Source organism: Agrilactobacillus composti DSM 18527 = JCM 14202, assembly GCF_001436375.1.
Classification (GTDB): Bacteria; Bacillota; Bacilli; order Lactobacillales; family Lactobacillaceae; genus Agrilactobacillus; species Agrilactobacillus composti.
Map to the genome: position 1 here is coordinate 92963 of NZ_AZGA01000057.1, position 22258 is coordinate 115220.

25 protein-coding genes are annotated in these 22258 nt (G+C 48.9%); 6 read left to right on the forward strand and 19 right to left on the reverse strand.

What is annotated here, in order from left to right:
- Positions 1–100: 100 nt before the first annotated feature.
- Entirely contained in the window at positions 101–748 is a 648-nt protein-coding gene (locus tag FC83_RS09280; protein WP_035450894.1) for an NAD(P)H-binding protein, read from the reverse strand.
- Positions 749–912: 164 nt separating this feature from the next.
- Between FC83_RS09280 and FC83_RS09285 the strand changes: the two genes are divergently transcribed.
- Both FC83_RS09285 and FC83_RS09290 read left to right on the forward strand, forming a co-directional pair.
- On the forward strand, positions 913–1926 hold the full coding sequence (locus FC83_RS09285) for a glycosyltransferase family 2 protein (RefSeq protein WP_057002687.1): 1014 nt from the start codon (positions 913–915) through the stop codon (positions 1924–1926).
- Positions 1927–2056: 130 nt separating this feature from the next.
- Complete coding sequence (locus FC83_RS09290) at positions 2057–2434, forward strand: HIT family protein (protein ID WP_035450893.1); 378 nt, start codon at positions 2057–2059, stop codon at positions 2432–2434.
- A 61-nt stretch (positions 2435–2495) separates the two neighbouring features.
- On the opposite strand, the gene FC83_RS09295 is transcribed toward FC83_RS09290, so the two are convergent.
- The 18 genes from FC83_RS09295 to FC83_RS09380 all read right to left on the reverse strand — a co-directional run bounded on the left by FC83_RS09295 (position 2496) and on the right by FC83_RS09380 (position 18148).
- Positions 2496–3791, reverse strand: a complete 1296-nt coding sequence (locus FC83_RS09295; protein ID WP_152537675.1) for a dihydrolipoamide acetyltransferase family protein — start codon at positions 3789–3791, stop codon at positions 2496–2498.
- A 15-nt stretch (positions 3792–3806) separates the two neighbouring features.
- Positions 3807–4796 (reverse strand): alpha-ketoacid dehydrogenase subunit beta, encoded by a 990-nt coding sequence (locus FC83_RS09300; RefSeq protein ID WP_035450891.1) that lies wholly within the window; start codon positions 4794–4796, stop codon positions 3807–3809.
- Positions 4783–5805, reverse strand: a complete 1023-nt coding sequence (locus FC83_RS09305; RefSeq protein WP_057002688.1) for a thiamine pyrophosphate-dependent dehydrogenase E1 component subunit alpha — start codon at positions 5803–5805, stop codon at positions 4783–4785. The genes FC83_RS09300 and FC83_RS09305 overlap by 14 nt, the downstream gene beginning before the upstream one ends.
- Positions 5806–5850: 45 nt before the next feature.
- Positions 5851–7245 (reverse strand): dihydrolipoyl dehydrogenase, encoded by a 1395-nt coding sequence (lpdA, locus tag FC83_RS09310; protein ID WP_035450890.1) that lies wholly within the window; start codon positions 7243–7245, stop codon positions 5851–5853.
- Between the two features lie 17 nt (positions 7246–7262).
- Entirely contained in the window at positions 7263–8039 is a 777-nt protein-coding gene (accA, locus tag FC83_RS09315; RefSeq protein WP_057002689.1) for a carboxyltransferase subunit alpha, read from the reverse strand.
- Positions 8040–8049: 10 nt separating this feature from the next.
- Entirely contained in the window at positions 8050–8901 is an 852-nt protein-coding gene (locus FC83_RS09320) for an acetyl-CoA carboxylase carboxyltransferase subunit beta (RefSeq protein WP_057002690.1), read from the reverse strand.
- Positions 8870–10282 carry an acetyl-CoA carboxylase biotin carboxylase subunit gene (locus FC83_RS09325; protein WP_035450888.1) on the reverse strand — a complete coding sequence of 471 codons (1413 nt, stop codon included), beginning with the start codon at positions 10280–10282 and terminating at the stop codon, positions 8870–8872. The genes FC83_RS09320 and FC83_RS09325 overlap by 32 nt, the downstream gene beginning before the upstream one ends.
- Before the next feature lie 15 nt (positions 10283–10297).
- Positions 10298–10723, reverse strand: coding sequence for a 3-hydroxyacyl-ACP dehydratase FabZ (fabZ, locus tag FC83_RS09330; RefSeq protein WP_057002691.1), 426 nt, complete (start codon positions 10721–10723; stop codon positions 10298–10300).
- Between the two features lie 12 nt (positions 10724–10735).
- The gene (locus FC83_RS09335) at positions 10736–11200 is read right to left on the reverse strand and encodes an acetyl-CoA carboxylase biotin carboxyl carrier protein (protein WP_035450885.1); all 465 of its coding nucleotides are present in this window, start codon (positions 11198–11200) and stop codon (positions 10736–10738) included.
- 3 nt (positions 11201–11203) lie between these two features.
- Positions 11204–12439, reverse strand: coding sequence for a beta-ketoacyl-ACP synthase II (gene fabF, locus FC83_RS09340; protein WP_057002692.1), 1236 nt, complete (start codon positions 12437–12439; stop codon positions 11204–11206).
- Positions 12440–12495: 56 nt separating this feature from the next.
- Positions 12496–13227: a 3-oxoacyl-ACP reductase family protein gene (locus FC83_RS09345; RefSeq protein ID WP_057002693.1), complete on the reverse strand. Its 732-nt coding sequence runs from the start codon at positions 13225–13227 to the stop codon at positions 12496–12498.
- The gene (locus FC83_RS09350; RefSeq protein WP_057002694.1) at positions 13224–14153 is read right to left on the reverse strand and encodes an ACP S-malonyltransferase; all 930 of its coding nucleotides are present in this window, start codon (positions 14151–14153) and stop codon (positions 13224–13226) included. Before FC83_RS09350 ends, FC83_RS09345 begins: the two co-directional genes overlap by 4 nt.
- Entirely contained in the window at positions 14153–15109 is a 957-nt protein-coding gene (gene fabK, locus FC83_RS09355; protein ID WP_057002695.1) for an enoyl-[acyl-carrier-protein] reductase FabK, read from the reverse strand. Before fabK ends, FC83_RS09350 begins: the two co-directional genes overlap by 1 nt.
- A 17-nt stretch (positions 15110–15126) precedes the next feature.
- Entirely contained in the window at positions 15127–15363 is a 237-nt protein-coding gene (locus FC83_RS09360; RefSeq protein ID WP_035450883.1) for an acyl carrier protein, read from the reverse strand.
- A gap of 93 nt (positions 15364–15456) precedes the next feature.
- Positions 15457–16446: a beta-ketoacyl-ACP synthase III gene (locus tag FC83_RS09365; RefSeq protein ID WP_035450880.1), complete on the reverse strand. Its 990-nt coding sequence runs from the start codon at positions 16444–16446 to the stop codon at positions 15457–15459.
- An 8-nt stretch (positions 16447–16454) separates the two neighbouring features.
- Positions 16455–16919 (reverse strand): MarR family winged helix-turn-helix transcriptional regulator, encoded by a 465-nt coding sequence (locus tag FC83_RS09370; protein ID WP_035450877.1) that lies wholly within the window; start codon positions 16917–16919, stop codon positions 16455–16457.
- A 21-nt stretch (positions 16920–16940) separates the two neighbouring features.
- Positions 16941–17360: a 3-hydroxyacyl-ACP dehydratase FabZ family protein gene (locus FC83_RS09375; protein ID WP_035450874.1), complete on the reverse strand. Its 420-nt coding sequence runs from the start codon at positions 17358–17360 to the stop codon at positions 16941–16943.
- A gap of 83 nt (positions 17361–17443) precedes the next feature.
- Complete coding sequence (locus FC83_RS09380) at positions 17444–18148, reverse strand: uroporphyrinogen-III synthase (RefSeq protein WP_035450872.1); 705 nt, start codon at positions 18146–18148, stop codon at positions 17444–17446.
- Positions 18149–18338: 190 nt separating this feature from the next.
- On the opposite strand from FC83_RS09380, the gene FC83_RS09385 reads away from it, so the two are divergent.
- From FC83_RS09385 to FC83_RS09400, 4 genes are all read left to right on the forward strand, one after another.
- On the forward strand, positions 18339–18782 hold the full coding sequence (locus FC83_RS09385) for a MarR family winged helix-turn-helix transcriptional regulator (protein WP_057002696.1): 444 nt from the start codon (positions 18339–18341) through the stop codon (positions 18780–18782).
- Complete coding sequence (locus FC83_RS09390; RefSeq protein ID WP_081762963.1) at positions 18779–20227, forward strand: MDR family MFS transporter; 1449 nt, start codon at positions 18779–18781, stop codon at positions 20225–20227. Before FC83_RS09385 ends, FC83_RS09390 begins: the two co-directional genes overlap by 4 nt.
- 127 nt (positions 20228–20354) lie before the next feature.
- Positions 20355–20624 carry an ACT domain-containing protein gene (locus tag FC83_RS09395; RefSeq protein WP_035450867.1) on the forward strand — a complete coding sequence of 90 codons (270 nt, stop codon included), beginning with the start codon at positions 20355–20357 and terminating at the stop codon, positions 20622–20624.
- 9 nt (positions 20625–20633) lie between these two features.
- Entirely contained in the window at positions 20634–21977 is a 1344-nt protein-coding gene (locus FC83_RS09400) for a PFL family protein (RefSeq protein ID WP_035450864.1), read from the forward strand.
- Positions 21978–22258 lie beyond the last annotated feature (281 nt).

The window sequence follows — 22258 nt, forward strand, 5'->3', positions numbered from 1 at the left end:
CTAAAAAAAATTATTCTTTTTTTAAAAAAATAAATCTCATCTATTTCCTAGGCAAAACGCCTCATTCAGGAAATGGGTGAGATTTATTTTTATGCGGTGCTTATTTATTATTGACGGTAAACCGACCTTGCTTAACTTGCGGATTTTCAATTTCATCTAAAATTGCCACGGCATAGTTCCCCGTGGTCAAAATCGATTCCCCATTGCTATCGGCCAGTAACTGATCAGTCCCCCGAATATATGCGCTCTTATCCCCAGGGATAAAATTACCGGCTGGGGAAACAGCCACCCAGTTCACATCAGTGATCAATTGTAGGAATAAGTACTCCCGATATTGTTGTTCCGGCACATCGATCCACTTGTCTGAGTTGGGGGAATTCCGCAGGTCTTCGATCAAGAAGCGCCCACTGGCCGTCTTCAAACTAGAGGCCCCCAGCAAGAAGAAAATTCGAGGTTTATCCGTACCCCGTAATTCGTGGATCAACTTCGCGGCTAAGTCCACGTGTAAATAACCCAGCCCGGAGAAACGCCCCACGGCAAAACCATCGATGACCACGTCAAAGGCCGTTAAATCCGCCTTGGTCAAGGCAAAAGCGTCTCTTTCCAAAATCTGGGCGTCTGCGCCCAACATGTCTTGGGCCTTTTGCGCATTGCGGACAATGGCCGTGACCGCATGGCCCCGTGCCTTAGCTTCTTCATATAACTTCGACCCCGCGTGTCCGGTGGCCCCGATAACGCCAATTTTCATAATTGAATGCCTCCCTATTCAAAATTATTAACTACTGTTAAGTATAGCCAATTTTCATAAATTAAGCTCAGAATACGCTTTCTGGGCGACAGCCTAGGTTTTTTCCTTGACCAAAAATGTAAATTTAGCCCATAATATAAGCAAACGACTAGAAAGGCAGCCTTATGAAATTACTCAGTATTATTGTACCCTGTTATAATTCCGAAAATTACATGGAGCGGGCCATTAACTCGGCACTTCTAGGCGGCCAAGCCGTGGAAATCGTCATCGTGGATGATGGTTCCAGTGACAAAACCCCGGAAATTGCCGACCACTATGCCCAATATTTTCCAGAAGTTGTCCAAACCGTGCATCAAAAAAATGGCGGCCCCGGTGAAGCCATCAACGCTGGTCTTCGCCATGCCACGGGCCAGTATATTAAAATCCTGGACAGTGACGATTGGCTGGATTTCAGTGGCTTTCAACAAATTCTCAATTTCCTGCGGGAACTTGAAGGCCATGACCAAACCATTGATTTATTAATCAGCAATTATGTTTATGATAAACAAGGGGCCCGCCGGACCAAGGCCATGCACTATGGCTCCTTTATGCCCATTGATCGGGAATTTACCTGGGCAGATGTGAACTTTTCACCCGGTAAATACATGCTGATGCACTCCGCCATTTACCGCAAAGCTATCCTTGAAGCGGCCCAGGTCAAATTGCCCAAGCACCGTTTTTACGTGGACAATTTATATGTCTTTGCCCCCCTGCCCTTTGTGAAAACCATGTACTACATTGATACCACCGTGTACCACTATTTCATTGGTCGCGACGATCAATCCATCAATGAAGATGTCATGATTCAGCGCATCGACCAACAACTGGCCGTGAATAAAGAAATGGTCCAGATCTACGACCAGGCTAATATCACCAATCCCCACCTCCGCAATTATATGGAAAATTATCTGCAAATCATCACCGCCATCTCCTCAATTTTCTTGATCAAAGATGGCACCCCGGAAAGTCTCCATAAAAAAGATGCCTTATGGGCTTTCATTGAAAAAACCAACCCTGACCTATACAACCGCCTGCACAGCGGCTTCTTAGGCCACGGGGTCAATCTCCCCGGTAGATTAGGTCGACACACAGCCATCGGGGCTTACCGTATCGTCAAACGCATTTATGGGTTTAATTAATATCTGACATCTTAACGCACAGCTACCTGCGATGAAAACTTCGAATCGCAGGTATTTTTAGTGCCAAAGCTATTGAAAGAATACAAATCTTTGTAACCAATCATCTTAGTACATAGTTTGGAGGGTCATCATGGAAAAAGCAGCTTGTGTCTTCTGCCAGAGAAAAAATATTAAGATTGTTTTAGAAAATGAGTTAGCCGTTGCCTTTTGGGATAGCCATCCCGTTAATAAGGGCCATCTTTTGATCATCCCCAAAGCACACAAAGTAACCTACTTCGATTTAAGCGACGCAGAGTTGCTAGCAATCAACGCCCTCAGCCGTCAAGGGAAGGCATTGATCGATCAAACATTTAGTCCGGCTGGTTACAATGTTGGCTTCAATGTCGGCCATTATGGTGGTCAAACCGTCATGCATTGCCATTGCCACTTGATACCCCGTTATATCGATGATGATCCCCATCCAGCTGGTGGTATTAGAAAATTACTACCTAATGGTGGTGAAATTTGACAAAAAAAGGCTTTGGAGAAAGTGATGTTTTTTTCTCCAAAGCCTTTTTATTCTATAGTTATTAATACAAATTACTATCCGGCCCATAGGCAGCCAGATTCTTTTTCACATCTTTCAAAAAGCCCCCGGCGGCTACACCGTCTAATAAACGGTGGTCCACTGATAAGGACAGGTTCACCATATCGGCGAAGGTGAAGCCCCGGCCATCTGGGGTGGGTTGGATGGCTTTTCGGATGGACTCGATTTGAATGATGGCTGCTTGGGGATAATTGATGATTCCCATGGAAGCCACGGACCCAAAGGAGCCGGTGTTGTTCACCGTAAAGGTGCCACCTTGCATATCATCGGCAGTGGCGGTGCCATTGCGGACAGCGGAAGCTAACCGATTGATTTCAGCGGCAATGCCTTTGATGGATAGGTCATCAGCATGTTTGATCACGGGGACAAATAATTCATCCCCCTTGGCCACGGCAATAGAAATATTCACCTGTTTATGGGTGATTTTCATATTGTTTTGCCAAGAGCTATTGATCCGGGGATGTTTAGCCAAGGCTTGGGCCACAGCTTTCACAAAGAATGGGAAATAAGTTAACTTAAAGCCTTCGCGCTTTTGGAAGTTGGCTTTTTCTTTTTGTCTTAAAACCACGATATTGGAGACGTCTTGTTCCACCATCATCCAACCATGGGGAATTTCATTTTTACTTTGGGACATATGAGCGGCAATGGCCTTACGGACACTGCTGCCGGGGGTGATGATATCCCCAGGTAATTGGCCATCGAACCCGGTGTTTTGCACTGGGGTTGGTGTTGGGACAGGGCTGGCTGCTTGATGGGCAGCAGCCGGTGCGGGTTGGCTGACTTCTTCAGCCATGAAGTTTTCCACATCTTGGCGGGTCAAGCGCCCTTGGTGGCCGGTGGCGGGGATGTCATCAGCATGGAGGCGATACTTGGCCAACAGGCTGGCGACGGCTGGGGAGAATCTTGGGGCATCAGTTGAATCTACTGCTGGTTGTGCCGCTGCCACTGGCGCTGGGTCTGGGGTAGCTGGCTCAGCGGAGGTCTCAGATGTTGCGGAAGTCGCTGTATCCGCTGCTGGGGCAGATTCTTCAACGGCGCCTTCAACGGCGATTTCGGCCAAAGGGGCCCCCACGGCGATGGTATCATCAGTGGCTGCCAGGACTTTGGTGATGGTGCCGGTAAAACTAGAAGGCACTTCCGCCACAACTTTGACGGTTTGCACTTCACAAATTGGATCATATTCTTCCACATGGTCCCCGACTTGGACTAACCAGTCCACGATGGTGCCTTCTGTGACACTTTCACCTAAGCGGGGCATGGTCATTTCTTTTTTCACGATAATCTGCACACTTCCTTAAAATTCGGCGAGTTCTTGCATGGCTTGTTTCACTTGGTCCGGTTGCACCAAGAAAGCCTGCTCCAAGTTTTTGGCATAAGGCATGGCGGGACTATCTGGCCCGGCCAGGCGCTTGATGGGGGCGTCTAAATCAAACAGGGCTTGTTCGCTAATTATCGCGGAAATTTCCCCTAAAACGCCACCTTCTTTGTTATCTTCATTGACCAATAATACCTTGCCCGTCTTCTTAGCAGCGGCCACAATGGTGGCTTCATCCAACGGGTAAAGGCTGCGGATATCCACCACTTCGGTTTGGATCCCGCTTTTAGCCAATTCTTCGGCGGCTTGTAAGACATATTGCAAGGTAATGCCATAACTCATAACGGTAATATCGGTGCCTTGGCGCAAAACTTGGGCTTTGTCGATGGGGGTCAAAATTTCTTCGTCGGGATCGATATCGGTTTTAATGCTGTGATACAGCCGCTTGTGTTCGAAGAATAACACGGGGTCCGCACAGCGGATCGCACTTTTTAACAAGCCCTTGGCATCCCGTACCGTGGAAGGGGTGACCACCCGCAGGCCGGGTTGGCCTACAAAGACTTTCTCGGTGGATTGGGAGTGATAAAAACCACCGCCAACGCCGCCGCCATAAGGGGCTCGGAAAACCACGGGGGCTGACCAGTCGCCTTGGGAGCGATAACGCATGCGGGCGGCTTCAGAAATGATTTGATTGGTCGCCGGTAATATGTAATCGGCAAATTGGAATTCCGCCACGGCATGATGGCCGCTGACCCCTAGGCCAATGGCCAGGCCGGCGATTTCAGCTTCACTTAGCGGCGTATTGAAGACCCGCAGATCCCCATATTTTTCCGCCAACCCTTGGGTGACGTTAAACACGCCGCCCTTAGGTGCCCCCACATCTTCCCCAAAAACAGTCAGGGTGTCATCTTGGGCCAATTCTTCATCCAATGCCTGATTTAATGCTTGCAAGTAATCAATTGTTGCCATAGATCCCACTCTCCTTATCTACTGGGGCAAAAACATTTTGACTTAACACACTTAAGTCTGGTAGGGGCGCAGCTTCAGCTTGATCCGTGGCCACGTTGATATCTTTTTTAAGCTGTTTTTCTAAGTCAGCTAATTCAGCTTGGGTGTAGATGCCTTCGTCCAAAACCTGTTGGGTGATGGTTTTCAAAGGATCGGCGGCTTTTACCTCAGCCAGTTCAGCCTTGGAGCGATAGATGCGCTGGTTGTCATCACTGGTGTGGTCTTGCATCCGCAACACGTGCAGATTGATCAAGGTGGCCCCGTCGCCCTTTCGCGCCCGGGTAACGGCTTCTTTAAAGGCTAAATAAGTCGCGGTGAAATCTAAACCGTCCACATCGACGCCGGGGATACCATAGCCTTGGCCCCGGAGTGCCAGACTTTTAGCGGCATATTCTTCGTTGTGGGGCGTTGAAATGGCATAACCATTATTTTCAATGACAAAAACCACAGGTAGCTTGGCCACCCCGGCGAAATTCAAAGCTTCGTGAAATTCCCCTTCACCGGTGGAACCATCCCCGGTGGTGACTAAGGTCACCCGGTCGCTATTTTCCAGCTTGGCCCCATAGGCGATCCCAGTGGCCACGGGATATTGGCTGGCCACGGTTGAGGATTGGGAAACGGCTTTGACGCGCTTGGCAGCATAGTGATTGGGCATTTGTAGCCCATGTCCTGAAGGCCCATCATAACGGCCAAAAGAATCCATTAAAATCTCTTTGGCCGTAATCCCAAACAGCATAAAGGCTGTCATATCCCGATAATAGGGTAAATAATAATCCTTCCCCGGCTCAAAGGCCATGGCCATACCGGCTTGTCCGATTTCTTGGCCTTGTCCTGAGGTGTGAAAGGATGTTTTCCCGGTGCGCTGGAGTTGCAGCATGCGTTCGTCCAGGCGTCTAGATCGTAGGATCTGGGCGTAGACCACCCGCAGTTGTGCTTTGGTCAAACCGCTCTCCTGTAGTTTTCTTGTCATTATTCGATAGTACCTCCATTTCATGACGCTGCTTAAAATCTATTTTTAAATATCTGTGGCCAGGCCCTTGGCGGCTAATGTCGCTTGGCGGATGGTTTCAGATAAGGTTGGGTGGGGATGAATGGTGGCTGCCACTTCGGCAGCCGAGGCGTTTAAGTACAAGCCTAAACTAGCTTCACTGATCATATCCGTGGCGTGTTCCCCCACAATCAAGACTTGCAATAAGTCATCGGTGTCGCCGTCAATGGCCACTTGCACATTGCCAGCACTTTCCCCTTCAATCAAAGCTTTGCCATTGGCTTGATAAGGAAAGACACCAGTTTTCACATGGGGATGTTGGTCGGTGTCAATGTTGGCTGGCCCCACCACCGCCACTTCGGGGTAGGTGTAAATACAGCGGGGGACTTGGTCGTAATCAATGGGTTCCACGTCCAGGCCGGCAATAAAGTCGGCGGCATGAATCCCCTCGGCCATGGCCACATGGGCCAATTGCAGGGTGTCAATACAATCGCCAATGGCAAAGATATTGGAAACATTGGTTTCATAATGGGCATCCACGGCAATGGTGTTTTTAGTTGTCAAAATCACGTCGGTATTGTCTAAGCCAAAACCGGTGACCCGGGCTTGGCGGCCCACAGCCACTAAAGCTTGCTCGGCAATAGCCGTCTGGGCAGCACCTTTGGCATCCGTGTAGCGAATCATCACACTTTGATCTTCAATTTCACTGCTGGTGACCTGGGCCCCAGTGGTAATCTGGATGCCACGCTTGCTTAAAGCGGCTTTTAAGGCCTTGCTGATAGCTTTGGTCTCATTGGCCAGTAATTGGTCAGCGTATTCCAAAACCTGCACCTGGACCCCAAAATCGTTCAATAAGGAGGCCCACTCTAAGCCAATGGCCCCGCCGCCGATAACCACTAAACTAGCGGGCAGATAATCTTGGGCCAATAATTCCTGAGAGGTCACCAAGCGGGTCCCATCGATCAATAAGTCCGGTAGGGTCTTAGCGGTGGCCCCCGTGGCAATGATCAGATTTCTAAAATCTAAGGTCGCAACTTTGTCCCCAGTGGTCACTTGAATTTGCCGGGGACTTAAAATCTTCCCCATCCCTTCAAAAACCGTGATGGCATTTTTTTGCATCAAATAAGCCACCCCTTGGCGCAATTGGTCCACGATTTTTTCTTTACGATCAAAAATAGTCCCAAAATCAAAGCCTTGGGCACTAGCCTCCACCCCAAAGTCAGCCGCCCGCTGCACATCCCGCAGGACGGCCGCAGACTTCAAATAAGCTTTGGTGGGAATACACCCTTGATTTAAACAAACACCACCCAAAAGTCGTGCTTCGATCAAAGCAACTTTTAAGTGGTGTTTGGCAGCTTGGATGGCTGCGGTATAGCCACCCACGCCACCGCCTAAAACGACAACATCATAATATGTATCCATTCATATACCTTCGTTTCTTAAAACTCGCGGAAGCGGGCCAGACGTTTTTGAATCAGTTCTTCACCGGATAATTGGCTTAAGTCAGCCAACTTCAACAGTAATTTCTTCTTCAGATTTTTTAGCAAACGATCTTGATTAGCTGGTTCAGGAATAATGGTATCAATAATTTTCATATCTAATAAATCATTCGGGGTTAATTTCATTAAGCCCGCGGCCTCATCAGCTCTAGTGCTGTCTTTCCAAAGAATGGACGCAAACCCCTCGGGGGATAAGACGGAATAAATGCTGTTTTCAAACATCCAAACCTCATCGGCACAGGCTAGCGCTAACGCCCCGCCGGAGCCACCTTCGCCAAAAATCGTGGCGATAAAGGGCACGGGCAGGTCATAAGATGCCTGCAGCAAAGCCGCAATGGCTTCACCTTGCCCATGGGCTTCGGCATCGGCCCCGGGATAAGCCCCGGCGGTATTGATCAAAGTAATAATTGGCCGGTTAAACTTGGCCGCTTGGCGCATTAGCCGTAAAGCCTTGCGGTAGCCTTCTGGTTCTGGGTCGCCATAATGGGTGGCAATTTTTTCTTCAACGGTTTCGCCCTTTTGCGTGGCAATCACCGTCACGGCGCGATTCCCCAGACGGGCGATCCCCCCAATAATCGCGGGGTCGTCGCCGCCATTACGATCCCCATGTAATTCAACAAAGTCATTAAACAGCCCATTGATCAACGTCTTCGTGCTGATTTTATCGGCACTGCGGGCGGCTTGGACCACTTCAGCTGCTGTTTTCTTCTGAGCCATTTCTTCTCACCTATTCTTCTTCCGGTTGGTTTAAGCGCACCACCTGGGCAATAAAGGCCCCCAATTTCTCCCGGGGCACGATACTGTCCACAAAACCATGCTTTTGCAAGTTTTCCCCGCTTTGGAAGTCTTCGGGTAACTTCTTATGAATGGTCTGCTCGATCACCCGACGGCCGGCAAAGCCTACTAACGTATGGGGTTCAGCGGCAATAATGTCGCCTTGCATGGCAAAACTGGCGGTGACGCCGCCGGTGGTGGGATCGGTCAAAATTGTCAAATAAAACAAGCCAGCGGCACTATGGCGGGCCACTGCCTGGGAAATTTTGGCCATCTGCATCAAGGCCGGCATCCCCTCTTGCATCCGGGCGCCCCCAGAAGCGGTAAAAATCACCACGGGTAATTGCTTGTTCAAGGCCCGTTCAAATAAGCGAGTGATTTTCTCCCCGGTAATGGTCCCTAAAGAGCCCATGATGAAAAATGGGTCCATGATGCCCAAAGCCACATTGGCCCCGGCGATCCGGGCTTCCCCGGTCCAAACAGAATCATTGAGGCCAGTGGCCGCCTGGGCTTTGGCCAATTTTTGGTCATAGCCCGGGAAGTTTAGGGGGTCTTTGGTTTGCAGCTCCGTATCCCATGGGGTGTAGTCAGCTGTCAGCATGTCCAAGCGTTCCTGAGCCTTTAAGCGCATGCCATAGCCGCAATTAGGACAGACCCGAAAAGCCCCGAAGGCCTTGTAATAAGCCCCTTCTTTACAGTGGGGACATTGAATAAACATGTTATCCGGGACTTTTTGATTAAAATGTCTTTCTGGCTGCCGATGGGGATGGGTCTCAACGTACGGCTTTCTTTTGAAGAGATTCATGTTGTCGCTCCTTATGTCCGTGGCGTTCTAGGAAGTTTTTCAAGAAATGGGCTTCAATGTAGCTGTTATTGCCGGCCCCGGCTAAAAATGTGGGGTCGTCTAATAAGGCCCGTTGAAAAGCTCGATTGGATTGAATCCCTTCGATATCCAGCTCCTCTAAAATCCGGCGCATCCGGGCAATGGCGATGTCTCGAGTCTGACCGTGGGTGATGAACTTGGCAATCATGGAATCATAATAAGGGGATACATCCCCACCAGAATAAACGCCGCTGTCAATGCGCACCCCCACGCCGCCGGTTGGCAAATAGAGATAATCCAAGTGACCGGCAGAAGGCATGAAATTCTTGTCCGGGTCTTCGGCGTTGATTCGACATTCCAAAGCATAACCATTTAACGTCAAATCACTTTGGGCGAAGGGTAAATCTAGCCCCGCTGCCACTAAAATTTGGGCCCGGACCAAGTCGGTGCCAGTGACCATTTCGGTGATAGGATGTTCCACTTGGATGCGGGTATTCATTTCCATGAAATAAAAATGATGGTCGCTATCCATGAGAAACTCCACCGTGCCGGTATTCACGTAGTCGATGACGCTGGCCGCAGCCAAAGCCGTTTCCCCCAGCTGTTGGCGTTCAGTGGCATTCAAAACCGGACAAGGGGTTTCTTCCAAGACCTTTTGGTGATTCCGTTGCAGGGAACAATCCCGCTCTGGAAAATAAACCCCGTGGCCGTTTTGGTCCCGAAAAATTTGGACCTCCACGTGCTTGGCCGGACTGATGATTTTTTCCAAATACATGTCACTGTCATTAAAAGCACCCTTAGCTTCCCGGCGAGCTTCTTCAAAGGCTGCCGCCAGTTGATCGGCGCTATCCACCCGGCGAATACCTTTACCACCACCACCAGCGGCGGCTTTTAGTAACACGGGATAACCCACGTCCGCGGCAATTTTCTTAGCTTCGGCTAAACTGCTAATGGTACCTACACTGCCGGGGATCACGGGAATATTATGGGCGTGCATGGTATGCCGGGCTTTGGCTTTATCCCCCATGAGATCAATGGTCTCAGGTTTGGGGCCAATGAAGTCAATTTGACACTCGGCACACATTTGCGCAAACTCACTACTTTCAGACAAAAAGCCAAAACCAGGATGAATGGCTTGTGCACCAGTTAAGATCGCCGCCGACAAAATATTGCGCTCATTCAAATAAGAGGCCACTGGCATGGGACCACCCACACAAACGGCTTCATCTGCTAATTTCACATGGAGGCTGTTAACATCAGCCCTTGAATAAATCGCAACCGAGCGAATGCCTAATTCCTTAAGCACTCGAATAATGCGCACGGCGATTTCGCCACGATTGGCGACTAAGACTTTCTGGTACATAGTTTTTTCTCTCCTTTAGGACACCATGAAGGTAATTGTGGCACTGCAGATGACTTGGCCATCAACAGACACAGTGCCTTCCCCAACACCGGCATTTTGCCGCAATTTCGTTAATTCTACCGCAATTTCCAGGGTATCCCCAGGGGTCGCCCAGCCACTAAAGGCGGCTTTTTCGATCCCGCCGAAAAAGGCGATATGTCCCGCAAACTCTGGCAGGGACAATAAAGCCACAGCCCCAGTTTGGGCCAGGGATTCCACCATGAGCATTTGCGGATAGCGGGCCGGGCCCTTGGCATAGCCTTGGACCACCGCTTCATTGTTGGTGATATTTTTAATGGCTGAACAACTCTTGCCAGCCTCTAAAGCCACCACCCGGTCAATGAGCAACATGGGATAACGGTGGGGTAAGATTTGTTGAATGTCCACATTTACTTGGGTCATTTTACCCCCTCCTTAATCCGGTTGAATCGTCATCAATGGTTGATCGAAGTCCACCATATCTTCATTGTGCACGTCAATGCTGACAACGGTGCCGTTAAACTCACTTTTAACTTCCGTCAGCATTTTCATAGCTTCAATGACACAGACGATTTGCCCCTTTTGGATGTGGTCCCCCACATGGACGTAATTATTTTTATCTGGGGCTGGTTGTAGATAAACCACCCCCACCAATTGGGCCTTGATCACACTGCGTTTGTCTGGAACTTTAGCAGCTGGCTTGCCCGCACCGCCGGCTTTAGCCGGGGCTGTTGCTGGGGCCGCATTAGCCGCGACTGGTCCTGGGATACTAGGGGCCACCGGGGCACTGGTTTCATTCTTGCTTAAATAAACATGAGCCCCGTCAAAATCCAGGTCCATTTCCCGAACCGTGGATTCATCGAAGGTCTGTAATAACTTAAATAATGTCTCTTGATCCATTGCTTATACACCTCGCCATTTCTTCATTGCTAATACGGCATCATGACCGCCAAAACCGAAGGAATTGCTGATGGCATAATCCACAGTGGCGTTTTGATTGGCTTCAGTGACCAAGTTGACCTGACAGTCAGGATCTTGTTCTGTGACCCCAACGTTGATTGGCATTTTATCTTTTTGCAACGCTGTCAACGTAGCGATGGCTTCAATGGCCCCCGCCGCCCCTAACAAGTGGCCGGTCATGCTCTTAGTGGAGCTGACTAAAACATCAGGATCCTTGCCAAAGACCGTGTTGATGGCGATGGCTTCCATGACGTCATTGGCCTTGGTGCTGGTGCCGTGGGCATTGATATAACCCACTTGATCTGGGGTGATATCCGCGTCATCGATAGCGATTTGCATGGCATTGGCCGCACCGGCGCCGGTTGGATCTGGGGAGGTCATATGATAGGCGTCACAGGTACTGCCGTAACCCACGATTTCGCCATAAATCTTGGCACCCCGGGCTAGGGCATGTTCTAAATCTTCCAACACCAAAGTGCCAGAGCCTTCGGATAATAAGAAGCCTGAGCGCTTGGTGTCAAACGGAATCGATGCTTGGGCTGGATCCGTGGCGCGGGTGATGGCCGTTAGGGCCGTAAAGCCGCCCACGCCCATCACGTTATTCACCGCTTCCGCACCGCCGGAGATCATCATGTCCGCCCGCCCACTTTGAATGTGGTGAAAAGCTTGTCCCAAGGCATCCGTGGATGAGGAACAAGCCGTCACGATACATTGACAGGTGTTCTTGGCTTTAAAGCGCATGGCAATATTGCCCGCCGCCATGTTGGCGATGGTTTCCGGGATAAACATCGGTGAAATTCGATCCGCACCCTTGGTATACATCTTCACCACTTGTTCAGTCATGGTGGTCAAACCACCAATCCCCGAGCCATACATCACGCCTAAACGTTCAGGGGCAACCACGCCTTCTTCAAAGTTAGCGTCGGCCATGGCTTCTAGGGCTGAATAAACAGCGTATTGGGAAAATAGATCCATCCGCTTCGTATCTTTTTTGTTCAGCCGAACCACCGGGTCAAAATCTCTGACATCCCCGGTCAAGGTGACATTTAAATCAGAAGCATCAAAGTGGGTAATTGGCCCCGCAGCCAGCTTATTGGTATAAAGGCCGTCGATGAAACTCTTGACGTCATTACCAATAGGCGTCACGGCACCAATACCGGTCACAACAACTCTACGCAAAGTAATTCCTCCTAGTTTATAAATCCATGTTCCGAAGATCAGCGGCCGCCTGCAAGCTACATGTACATGCCGCCATTCACACTAATGGTTTGGCCGGTAATATAGTCGTTTTCGGCTAAGAAAATGGCCGTGTGGGCAATTTCTTCAGGTTCAGCGGCCCGTTTCAACGGGATCCGAGCCAATAGTTCAGCCTGGACTTTGTCGCTGAGCTCTGTGGTCATCGCCGTATTGACCATCCCTGGGGCAATGGCATTACAGCGAATCCCCCGCAATGCCCCTTCTAAAGCCGTGGTCTTGGTTAAACCCAAGATACCCGCTTTAGCAGCACTGTAATTGGCTTGGCCGATATTGCCGGTCAAAGCCACTACGGAGGAAATATTGATAATACTGCCAGATTTTTGTTTATACATTAATTTCAAAGCCGGTTGCAACACGTTAAAGGTGCCCAACAGGTTGGTCTGGATGACTTTCATAAAATCATCTGCCCCCATGCGCAACAATAACTGGTCGTCGGTGATGCCGGCATTATTCACCAGCACATCCAAGGACCCATATTGGGCTTTGATGGCCTTCACCAAAGTTTGGCCGTCTTTGGGATCACTGATATCCCCAATGGCAGTGCCCACTTCATGGTTGAAGTCGGCAAATTCGGCCAAAGTTTCAGGGGCAATGTCATGGCGGCTATTTAACACCACTTGGGCGCCTTTGGCCGCAAAGGCCAGGGCAATGGCTTTACCAATGCCCCGGGAAGAACCGGTGACAAAAACAACTTTATCTGTTAAATTCATGCGTTCATCGCTCCTTGCAAAGCTGATACCGTGGCAGTCAATGTGTCTTGGTCTTCAACATGATAGGTCTTCACACCTTTTAACGTCTTGCGGGCAAAGCCACTTAAAGTGTGGCCCGGGCCCACCTCAACCAAGGTGTCCACGCCCATATCCGCTAGTTTTTGCAAACATTGAGCAAAATGGGTGGGCTCAGTAATTTGGTCGATCAACGTTTCAGCGGTGTTCACATGATCAAAAGGCACCACCAAGGTATTGCTCAAAGTAAGCACTTTGGGATCTTTGAAAGCAGCTGCCCGTAAGTCGGCGCTTAAATTAACCGCCGCATAGGACATCAACGGGGTGTGAAAGGCCCCAGCAACTTTTAAGGGAATGGTTTTAAAACCAGCGTCATCTAATTGTACCTTGGCTAAATCAACGGCCGTTGCATCCCCGCCGATCACCACTTGTTTGCTGGTGTTGTAGTTACAAATATTCACATAACCGGCCTTGATATTCCCGCAGATTTCAGCCACTTTGGCGTGGTCTTTGGTCATCACGGCCACCATTTTGCCTTTAGACTTCTCAGCAGCGGTCTGCATCAATTGGCCCCGTTTGGTGACCAGTTGAATCCCCGTCTTTAGATCCAGGGCGTCTGCCCCAATCAAGGCGCTGTATTCCCCTAGACTCAAGCCTAGATGGGCCACGGGTTTTGGCAATTGGTCCGCCACTAGGGCATGGACCCCTAAACTCATGGCCACCACCATGGGTTGTAACATGGCGGTGTTAGCTAAGGCGGCTTCGTCATGGACTTTGGCTTGGATGTCAAAGCCACAAGCTGCACTGGCCTGGTCAATGATATCGCGATAAGTTTTGTAATTATCATAAAGGTCTTGGCCCATATTCAAATATTGAGCCCCTTGGCCTGAAAATAAATACGCTAATTTCATTAAATAAATCTCCCAGCGTTTTGTAATAAGGCGTCGGTTTCTTGCACTAAGTCTTGAATAATTTCAGCAGCAGGTTGGATCTTTTTCACCAAGCCCGCAATTTCACCGGCCATAAAGGAACCTGTTTCCTTGTCCCCTTCTTGCACAGCCCGGCGCAGACTACCGTTACCCAATTCATCTAATTTAGAGAAATCTGGGTTCGGTTGTTGGGCTTCAGCTTTTTCCATTTTCAAGAACTTCTTGCTCATCTTGGTCTTCAAGACCCGCACCGGGGCCCCGGCATATTGACCGGTGACTTGGGTGTCGATATCTTTGGCCTTGAGCACCGCATTTTTGTAGTTGGCGTGAATATTGGTCTCTTCAGCGGCTAAAAAGCGGGTACCCATTTGCACCCCACTAGCCCCTAACATGAAAGCGGCGGCAATCCCGCGGCCATCGCCAATACCCCCGGCCGCAAAGACGGGAATATCCACGGCATCTACCACTTGGGGTACCAAGGCCATGGTGGTCAATTGGCCAATATGGCCGCCGGACTCCATGCCTTCAGCTACCACGCCGTCAACGCCAGTACGGGCCATCATGCGGGCCATGGCAGCTGAAGCCACCACCGGCACCACTTTACTGCCAGCCGCTTTAAAGGCGTCTATGTACTTGCCCGGATCCCCAGCTCCCGTGGTGACCACGGGGACGTGGGCATCTAGAACAACTTTGATGACTTCATCCACAAAAGGCGATAAAAGCATCACGTTGACCCCAAACGGTTTGTCCGTTAAGCTGCGAGCAACTTTGATTTGTTCGGCCACTACCGCCCCTGGGGCATTGCCGGCACCGATGATGCCTAAGCCACCACCGTTTGAAACTGCTGCAGCCAATTGGCCGTCAGCTACCCAAGCCATCCCACCTTGAATAATGGGGTAGCGGATTCCTAGATCCTCAAAAAAGGCCGTTGCTTTCATTTGTTCGACTCCTTAACTTAGGCTTGCTTTTCCACGTAATCAACTAAATCTTTAACGGTATCAATGCCATCTTCAGCTTCGATTTTCACATCAAATTCGTCTTCGATTTCGTTGATGATTTCAAAGATATCTAAGCTATCAGCGTCAAAGTCGTTTTTGAAATTAGATTCCAATTTAACTTCTTCAGGTTCTTTGTCTAATTGATCAGCGATGATGTCTTGAATTTTTTTGAAAGTTTCTGCGTTGTCTGCCATGGTTAAATACCATCCTTTATTTTTTATAGTTTTAATTTATTTTTTGATAACTCTGTAACCTAATTTAAAAGTGGTGCGCTTGCTAAGCTGTGCTTAAAATCTGATAATCTCAGAACCCAAGGTCAAGCCCCCGCCAAAACCGGCTAAGGCGATGACACTCCCAGGTTTGATTTTACCAGCGGCGTTTAATTCGTCCAATAAAATGGGCACGCTGGCGGCTGAGGTATTCCCATACTCACTGATATTCATTGGGAACTTCTCAATAGGTTGGTGCAGTTTTTTGGCGATGACTTCCACGATACGGGCGTTGGCTTGGTGTAAGACGAACAAGTCCACATCATCAGCCGTCAAGTTAGCTTGTTCTAAGGCCCGGTTGATGGACTTAGGCACATTTCTCGTGGCAAAGGTATAAACTGCCCGACCATCCATGGTGACGTACTTACCAGGATTATCCTTGGTGGCACCCGCACTAAATGGGGAGTTGTTTTGGGTACCGGCCATGGTGATTTTATCCCCCAAGTCCCCCATACTCAACAAGTCTTCGCCTAAGAACATTTCCCCAGGTTCAGCGTTCTTTTCTAACAAAACGCCCCCAGCCCCGTCGCCAAATAAGACGGCGGTGGTCCGGTCTTCCCAGTCCGTGTACTTGGACAAAACTTCGGCGCCGATCAAAATCCCCTTGTTGTAGTTAGGGTTTGCAAATAAGCCCCGGACCACACTCAAGCCATAAATAAAGCCGGAGCAGGCGGCATTTAAATCAAAGACAAAGGCGTTCTTAGCACCGATGGCCTTTTGCACACAAGCGGCAGCGGTGGGTACGGCTTCGGAAGCACTGGCCGTGGCCACCACGATGAAGTTGATGTCTTCTGGATCCACCTGACTTTGTTTTAACAAGTCTTCAGCCACATTGACCACCAAATCCGTGGTATCTTCGTCAGTGACCACGTGGCGGCGTTTGATCCCCGTCCTAGAGCTGATCCATTCGTCATTGGTATCCATAATTTGGGCCAAATCATCATTTGAAATCACTTTGCTAGGTGTATAATGTGCAGTTTTTGTAATTTTGAGCAAAATTAAAGCCATCCCTTTCTTTATATCCGGGTTGATACGGTATTCGGCCGACCCTCTAAGAAGTTTAGCAGATGATCAATGGCCTTTTCAATCAGGCTGATCTCATGATCACTAAACCCCTGTAAGAAAGTATCCACCATCTTCCGATGAAACGAAGCATGGAGCCGATAAACGGAGCGACCTTTTCTGGTCAATCCCAGGCGGATCACCCGGCGATCGTGTTCGCCCCGTAGCCGCAACACATAGCCTTTACGGGCTAAATTATTCACGGTGGCGGTCAATGTCCCGGGGTTAATGGACAGCTCCTTGGACACTTGGGAGCTGGTTTTATGTTCATACATTGAAATGGCATTGATCGCATGGATTTCTTTAATGGATAAATCACTAAAGGGACCCTTTTTTAATTCTTTTTCTTCAATATTGGTAATATCCCGGTAAGCCTGAACGAGTTTGGTGTTAATTCTTTGTTTAACATCACCAGTCACGCGGTTTTCCACCTTCCATAGCTAATGTACCACAAAGGCTAGCTTGGCAAGGCAGGCTTTTTGCCCGTCTAATAAGACAGTGCCTTTGAATTCATAATCCTGGCCGTCTTTTTCAGTCAGTGCCACCTCATAGGTCAATTCACTGCCGGGGGTGACGGTCTTTCGAAACTTGACCCGCTTTAAGCCCGCCAGTTCAATGACGGCGGCCTTATTTTGAGATTTGATAAAAATTCTGGCAGATTGCTGTAGCCCCTCTACCAATAATACCCCCGGTACCACGGGTTCCCCAGGGAAATGGCCCTGAAAATAAGGGGCATCTACCGCAACGGTTTGATGGGCGGTGATAGAATTATCGTTAATCTCCAGGATTTCATCCACCATTAGCTCACTGCCCCGTTCTGGGATCAACGCTTCAATTGCTTTTAAAGAGAGACTAGTCACGAGCAACCTCCTAAAAAATTACTTCAAACATCAAAATATTTAACTTTAAGCATAGTACCCTGTAAGAAATAAAATGTCAAATTTCAGCTGTCCGTCAACAACAGCTTAACCGCCGCCTCTAGGCGTTGCTGGCCTTGTTTGGGGGCAATGGCATTAAAGCCCTTACTTTGAATCAGGTGGGCACTTTTATAGCTCATACTGACGAAATCTGCCGACAATTTTGGGTCGATGTCAATGATCCGCTCAAAAGCCGAATTACTGGTGACTAAAATTTTGTCATAGTCCTGGACTTGCAATAAATGAGCCAGCCGCAAAGCCTGCAAATAGGTGACACTATTTTTATAAACCACCAGGGCCTGCCAATTCTTGGCATTTAAATTGAGGGGATTATAGCGATCAGACAAGTCCCCCCGCAGCCAGAGGATTCGCTTACGAGCATACATCCGGGCCCGTAGCATGGTGGCCAGGGAATCCTGCTGTTCGCTGCGGCTGGTGAGCACACTGTCAAACCCCGCCTTTTGGGCCAACAGTTGCAGGCGGGTACTGATCACCGCCAATTGGGGCTTTTTAGCCGAATTTTGAAAAAAGGGCTGAATACACTGGAGGGCAAAGCCGCTGGTCAAGGCCAAAATATCGGCACTTTTGATCAGTTGGATCTGCTTACGCTGTAAATGTAGGGGCGCTAACTCCGTGAGATTAATAAAGTCGGTTTGCTGCTGGAGCAGACGGGTCAACAGTCTGGTGGGCAAGCTTTTTTGCGAACGTGTGATTAAATATTTTTTTGCCATATGGTCTCCTGTACCAAATTAATAAACAGTCATTGCGTTAATTTTATGGGAAATCGCCGCATTTTTCCAGTAAATTTATAATTTATTTTCATGAAACCATTATTTTGCGGGGAATATTTGACATAAATTAAATAACGTGTAACATTATATATTGACTGTTCGTATACGAACAAAGCAAAGGAGCGGCAGTATGGAGGCAAATCAAGTAGCCATGATTCAGCAACTGTTATCCCAGAATCGGCGCTTTCGAAAAATTACCCAACGCCTATCCAGTGAAGTAGCCAAGCGCCACAACGTGACCTATACCCAAGTGTTGACCCTAGAAATCCTGCGGCACCATCCCAACACGGATTTGAATCAACTAGCAGAGCAATTGCATCTATCCAAAAGCTCGGTATCCGGCATCGTTGAACGCTTAATCACTGGGGGCTTGGTGGCTAAGGCCAAACAAGACCAAGACCAACGCAAGCTAGCTATCCAATTGACCAAAAAAGGCCAAGCTTTGGATGCAGCGATTCACACTGAATTCTACGCCCAATTGGCACCAGTGCTACAGGTACCATCTTCTGAACTTGCGTCATATTTCAAAACCCAGCAACGCATTATCGAAAAATTCGAGGAGGAATGTCAATGAACGTCAGTCGACGTGAGTTAAATATTTTACTAATTGTCGGCATCGGTAACTTTTTAGGATTCTTAAACCAAACCCTGATGAACACTGCCTTGCCTAGTATTATGCGGGAATTTTCCATTTCCGCCAGCCAAGGGCAGTGGTTGTCCAATGGTTATATGTTGATTAATGGGGTCATGATTCCTTTGACCGCTTTTTTAATGGACCGCTTTAAGACTAAACACCTATACTTGACCGCCATGTCCATGTTTACCATCGGGACCGTGGTGGCCGGGTTTGCCCCGGACTTTTGGATTCTAATTTTAGGACGCATGTTCCAAGCCGCCGGGACCGGGATTTTAATTCCCTTAATGAACGTGATCACCATGCGCATCTTCCCCATTAACAAACGGGGGCGGGCCATGGGTTTCATTGGTTTAGCCATGAACTTTGCCCCGGCCATTGGGCCCACCTTGTCCGGGTATATTGTGACCAACTTCACCTGGCGCTACTTATTTTACATGGTGGCACCCTTAGCGATTTTAGACGTGATTTTGGCAAGCTTCCTATTGAAGAACTATGGGGAAACTGTCAAATTGAAATTCGATACCATCAGCATCGGTTTATCCATGGTGGGGATGGGGGCTTTATTAGCCGGCTTAAGCAATGCCGGGGAAGGCAACTGGCTGTCCTGGTCGGTGATTGGCCTGATTTTCTTAGGCCTAGCCGTCCTCACTTATTTCGTCCGGCGCCAAATGCACCGGCCAACACCCTTGTTAAACTTCAAAGTCTTCCAATACCGTAACTTCACCCTGGCGGTCATCACCAACGTCTTCGTCATGATGGCTTTATATGGTGGGACTTTGTTACTCCCCTTATTTATTCAAAACGTCCAGGGCCAATCCGCCCAAATTTCTGGGCTGGTGTTACTGCCTGGGGCATTGATCACCGCCATTATGTCGCCAATTTCCGGGACCTTGTACGACCGCTATGGGGCTAAATACTTGAGCTTCATTGGCCTGTTGATCCTAGCCATTAGTACCTTTATGTTTGCCCAATTACAGCTGGCCACGGGTTTGTTGTACATCATCATTTGTCAGGCCGTGCGCAACTTGGCCATTGGCCTGACCACCATGCCCCTGCAAACCGAAGCCTTAAATGCCCTGCCCCGGAATTTGATTTCCCACGGGTCGGCCATGTATACCACCATTCGCCAAATCGCCGGTTCCATGGGGACCGCCTGCTTGATCACGGTGATGAGCTTAGTTTCTAAAGCTTCCAGCCACCAAGCTGCCTTGGCCCAATTGCAAGGTATCAACACCGCCTACGCCGTTTGTGGGGTCTTAGCTTTAGTGGGGGCCTTTTGTGCCTTGAAACTAGTTCCCCGCCGCAACAAAGCTCCACAACCGCAAAATTTCGATGCCAGCGGTGCGGATATTAAAAAAATGGAATCGACAGATACAATTTAACTCTTTTTCGAGAAATGACGGTAATTTCAACTTTTACCTGAGTTTCTCTTTTTTTTACCCCCATAAACCGATATAATGTTTTCATAAAGTATTAGAAATCAATGAATTTACTATGAGGAGATTACCCATGAAAATTATTATCACGGTCATTGGCCAGGACAAAGTCGGTATTGTGGCCCAGGTTAGCGCGAAATTAGCAGAACTCAATATTAATATTATCGATATCTCCCAAACTTTGATGCAACATAACTTTACCATGATCCTAATGGGTGAAACCGCCAGCGATAAAGCGGATATTGAAGGGATTCAAAATCAGTTAACCGCTTTGGGCGGCCAAATTGGCGTGGATATCCGCACCCAACGTCAAGAAATTTTTGACGCCATTCAAAAACTCTAGGAGGTATTCATGGAAAGCAGACAGATTTTAGAAACCATCCAAATGATCTCTGATGAGAATTTGGACATTCGGACGATCACCATGGGTATTTCCCTGCTGGATTGTATCGACAGTGATCCTAAACGGGCCAACCAGCGCATTTATGACAAACTCATGCGCAGTGCCAAGGATTTGGTGAAGGTTGCCAACGAAATCCAGATGGAATATGGTATCCCCATCGTAAACAAACGTATTTCCGTCACCCCAATTTCCATCGTGGCGGCCGCCAGCAACACCGATAACTACGTCAGTTTTGCCCAGACTTTAGATAAAGCCGCCACAGAATTGGGTATTGATATCATCGGGGGCTTTTCGGCTCTGGTGCAAAAAGGGTTTCAAAGTGGCGATACCAAATTGATTGCTTCTATTCCCGAAGCCTTAAAAGCCACCAGTCGGGTGTGCAGCTCCATTAATGTGGGGAGCACCAAAGCCGGCATCAATATGGATGCGGTGCAGCAAATGGGCCAAATCATCAAACAAGTGGCGGCCATTGATCCGGTGAAGTGTATGAATCTGGTGGTCTTCGCCAATGCCGTGGAGGATAACCCCTTCATGGCCGGCGCCTTTCACGGGGTGGGTGAAGCCGATCGGGTCATCAACATGGGGGTCAGCGGCCCCGGCGTGGTGAAGCACGCCCTAGAACAGGTCAAGGGTCAGCCCTTTGACGTGGTTTCTGAGACCATCAAGAAAACCGCCTTTAAAGTTACCCGCATGGGCCAGTTCGTGGGTAACGTGGCGTCTGAGCGCCTGGGCGTGCCTTTTGGCATCGTAGACCTCTCCTTGGCCCCAACCCCGGCTCGGGGGGACTCCGTGGCCGAAATCTTGGAAGAAATGGGCTTAGAGAGTGTTGGTGCTTATGGCACCACGGCTGCTTTAATGCTCTTAAACGATGCAGTTAAAAAAGGTGGCGTCATGGCCTGCGAGCATGTGGGTGGGTTGTCCGGCGCCTTTATCCCAGTGTCAGAAGACGCGGGGATGATCAAAGCCGTGGAAGCTGGCCGCTTAGGCTTAGAAAAACTAGAAGCCATGACCGCCGTTTGTTCCGTAGGGTTAGACATGGTGGCCGTCCCTGGGGACACGCCAGCCAGCACCATCAGCGGTATGATCGCCGATGAAGCCGCCATTGGCGTGCAAAACAACAAGACCACTGCCGTGCGGGTCATCCCCGCCACCGGTCAAAAAGTCGGTGAAGACATCAACTTCGGCGGCCTCTTCGGCCACGCCCCAATCATGGCGGTGAACCCCAGCAGTGCCGCGGACTTCATCGCCCGGGGCGGTCGCATTCCTGCACCGATTCATTCCTTTAAAAACTAATATTTCATTTGGTTCATCATAAAACCAATTATAGTTTAAACGACTGGCCTATAACAGAAAGCTTTTTGTGGCGTTCTGTTATAGGTCAGTTATCTTTAGCATTCATTTTTAGGTTGGTTGAGATGGTTACAATTTAAAAAACATGTCGATATTTTAACAATCTGATTGGTCCGTCTCTTGTTTTAAACACCTTATTGCGTTTATGATAGCTATAGATTATGACACATGTCCATAATTTGACATATGTTTTCAATTTAACTAGATTAGCCGTTCCTTTATGA

Bases quoted from the DNA above. Each gene is read 5' to 3' on its own strand.
- FC83_RS09280 (WP_035450894.1), bottom strand. From the start codon at position 748: ATGAAAATTGGCGTTATCGGGGCCACCGGACACGCGGGGTCGAAGTTA.
- FC83_RS09345 (WP_057002693.1), bottom strand. From the start codon at position 13,227: ATGAATTTAACAGATAAAGTTGTTTTTGTCACCGGTTCTTCCCGGGGC.
- accA (WP_057002689.1), bottom strand. From the start codon at position 8,039: ATGGCTCAGAAGAAAACAGCAGCTGAAGTGGTCCAAGCCGCCCGCAGT.
- FC83_RS09360 (WP_035450883.1), bottom strand. From the start codon at position 15,363: ATGGCAGACAACGCAGAAACTTTCAAAAAAATTCAAGACATCATCGCT.
- FC83_RS09325 (WP_035450888.1), bottom strand. From the start codon at position 10,282: ATGTACCAGAAAGTCTTAGTCGCCAATCGTGGCGAAATCGCCGTGCGC.
- FC83_RS09350 (WP_057002694.1), bottom strand. From the start codon at position 14,153: ATGAAATTAGCGTATTTATTTTCAGGCCAAGGGGCTCAATATTTGAAT.
- FC83_RS09380 (WP_035450872.1), bottom strand. From the start codon at position 18,148: ATGGCAAAAAAATATTTAATCACACGTTCGCAAAAAAGCTTGCCCACC.
- FC83_RS09305 (WP_057002688.1), bottom strand. From the start codon at position 5,805: ATGACAAGAAAACTACAGGAGAGCGGTTTGACCAAAGCACAACTGCGG.
- FC83_RS09290 (WP_035450893.1), top strand. From the start codon at position 2,057: ATGGAAAAAGCAGCTTGTGTCTTCTGCCAGAGAAAAAATATTAAGATT.
- fabK (WP_057002695.1), bottom strand. From the start codon at position 15,109: ATGAAAGCAACGGCCTTTTTTGAGGATCTAGGAATCCGCTACCCCATT.
- fabZ (WP_057002691.1), bottom strand. From the start codon at position 10,723: ATGACCCAAGTAAATGTGGACATTCAACAAATCTTACCCCACCGTTAT.
- FC83_RS09385 (WP_057002696.1), top strand. From the start codon at position 18,339: ATGGAGGCAAATCAAGTAGCCATGATTCAGCAACTGTTATCCCAGAAT.
- FC83_RS09390 (WP_081762963.1), top strand. From the start codon at position 18,779: ATGAACGTCAGTCGACGTGAGTTAAATATTTTACTAATTGTCGGCATC.
- FC83_RS09365 (WP_035450880.1), bottom strand. From the start codon at position 16,446: ATGGCTTTAATTTTGCTCAAAATTACAAAAACTGCACATTATACACCT.
- FC83_RS09335 (WP_035450885.1), bottom strand. From the start codon at position 11,200: ATGGATCAAGAGACATTATTTAAGTTATTACAGACCTTCGATGAATCC.
- lpdA (WP_035450890.1), bottom strand. From the start codon at position 7,245: ATGGATACATATTATGATGTTGTCGTTTTAGGCGGTGGCGTGGGTGGC.
- FC83_RS09395 (WP_035450867.1), top strand. From the start codon at position 20,355: ATGAAAATTATTATCACGGTCATTGGCCAGGACAAAGTCGGTATTGTG.
- FC83_RS09300 (WP_035450891.1), bottom strand. From the start codon at position 4,796: ATGGCAACAATTGATTACTTGCAAGCATTAAATCAGGCATTGGATGAA.
- FC83_RS09285 (WP_057002687.1), top strand. From the start codon at position 913: ATGAAATTACTCAGTATTATTGTACCCTGTTATAATTCCGAAAATTAC.
- FC83_RS09400 (WP_035450864.1), top strand. From the start codon at position 20,634: ATGGAAAGCAGACAGATTTTAGAAACCATCCAAATGATCTCTGATGAG.
- FC83_RS09320 (WP_057002690.1), bottom strand. From the start codon at position 8,901: ATGAATCTCTTCAAAAGAAAGCCGTACGTTGAGACCCATCCCCATCGG.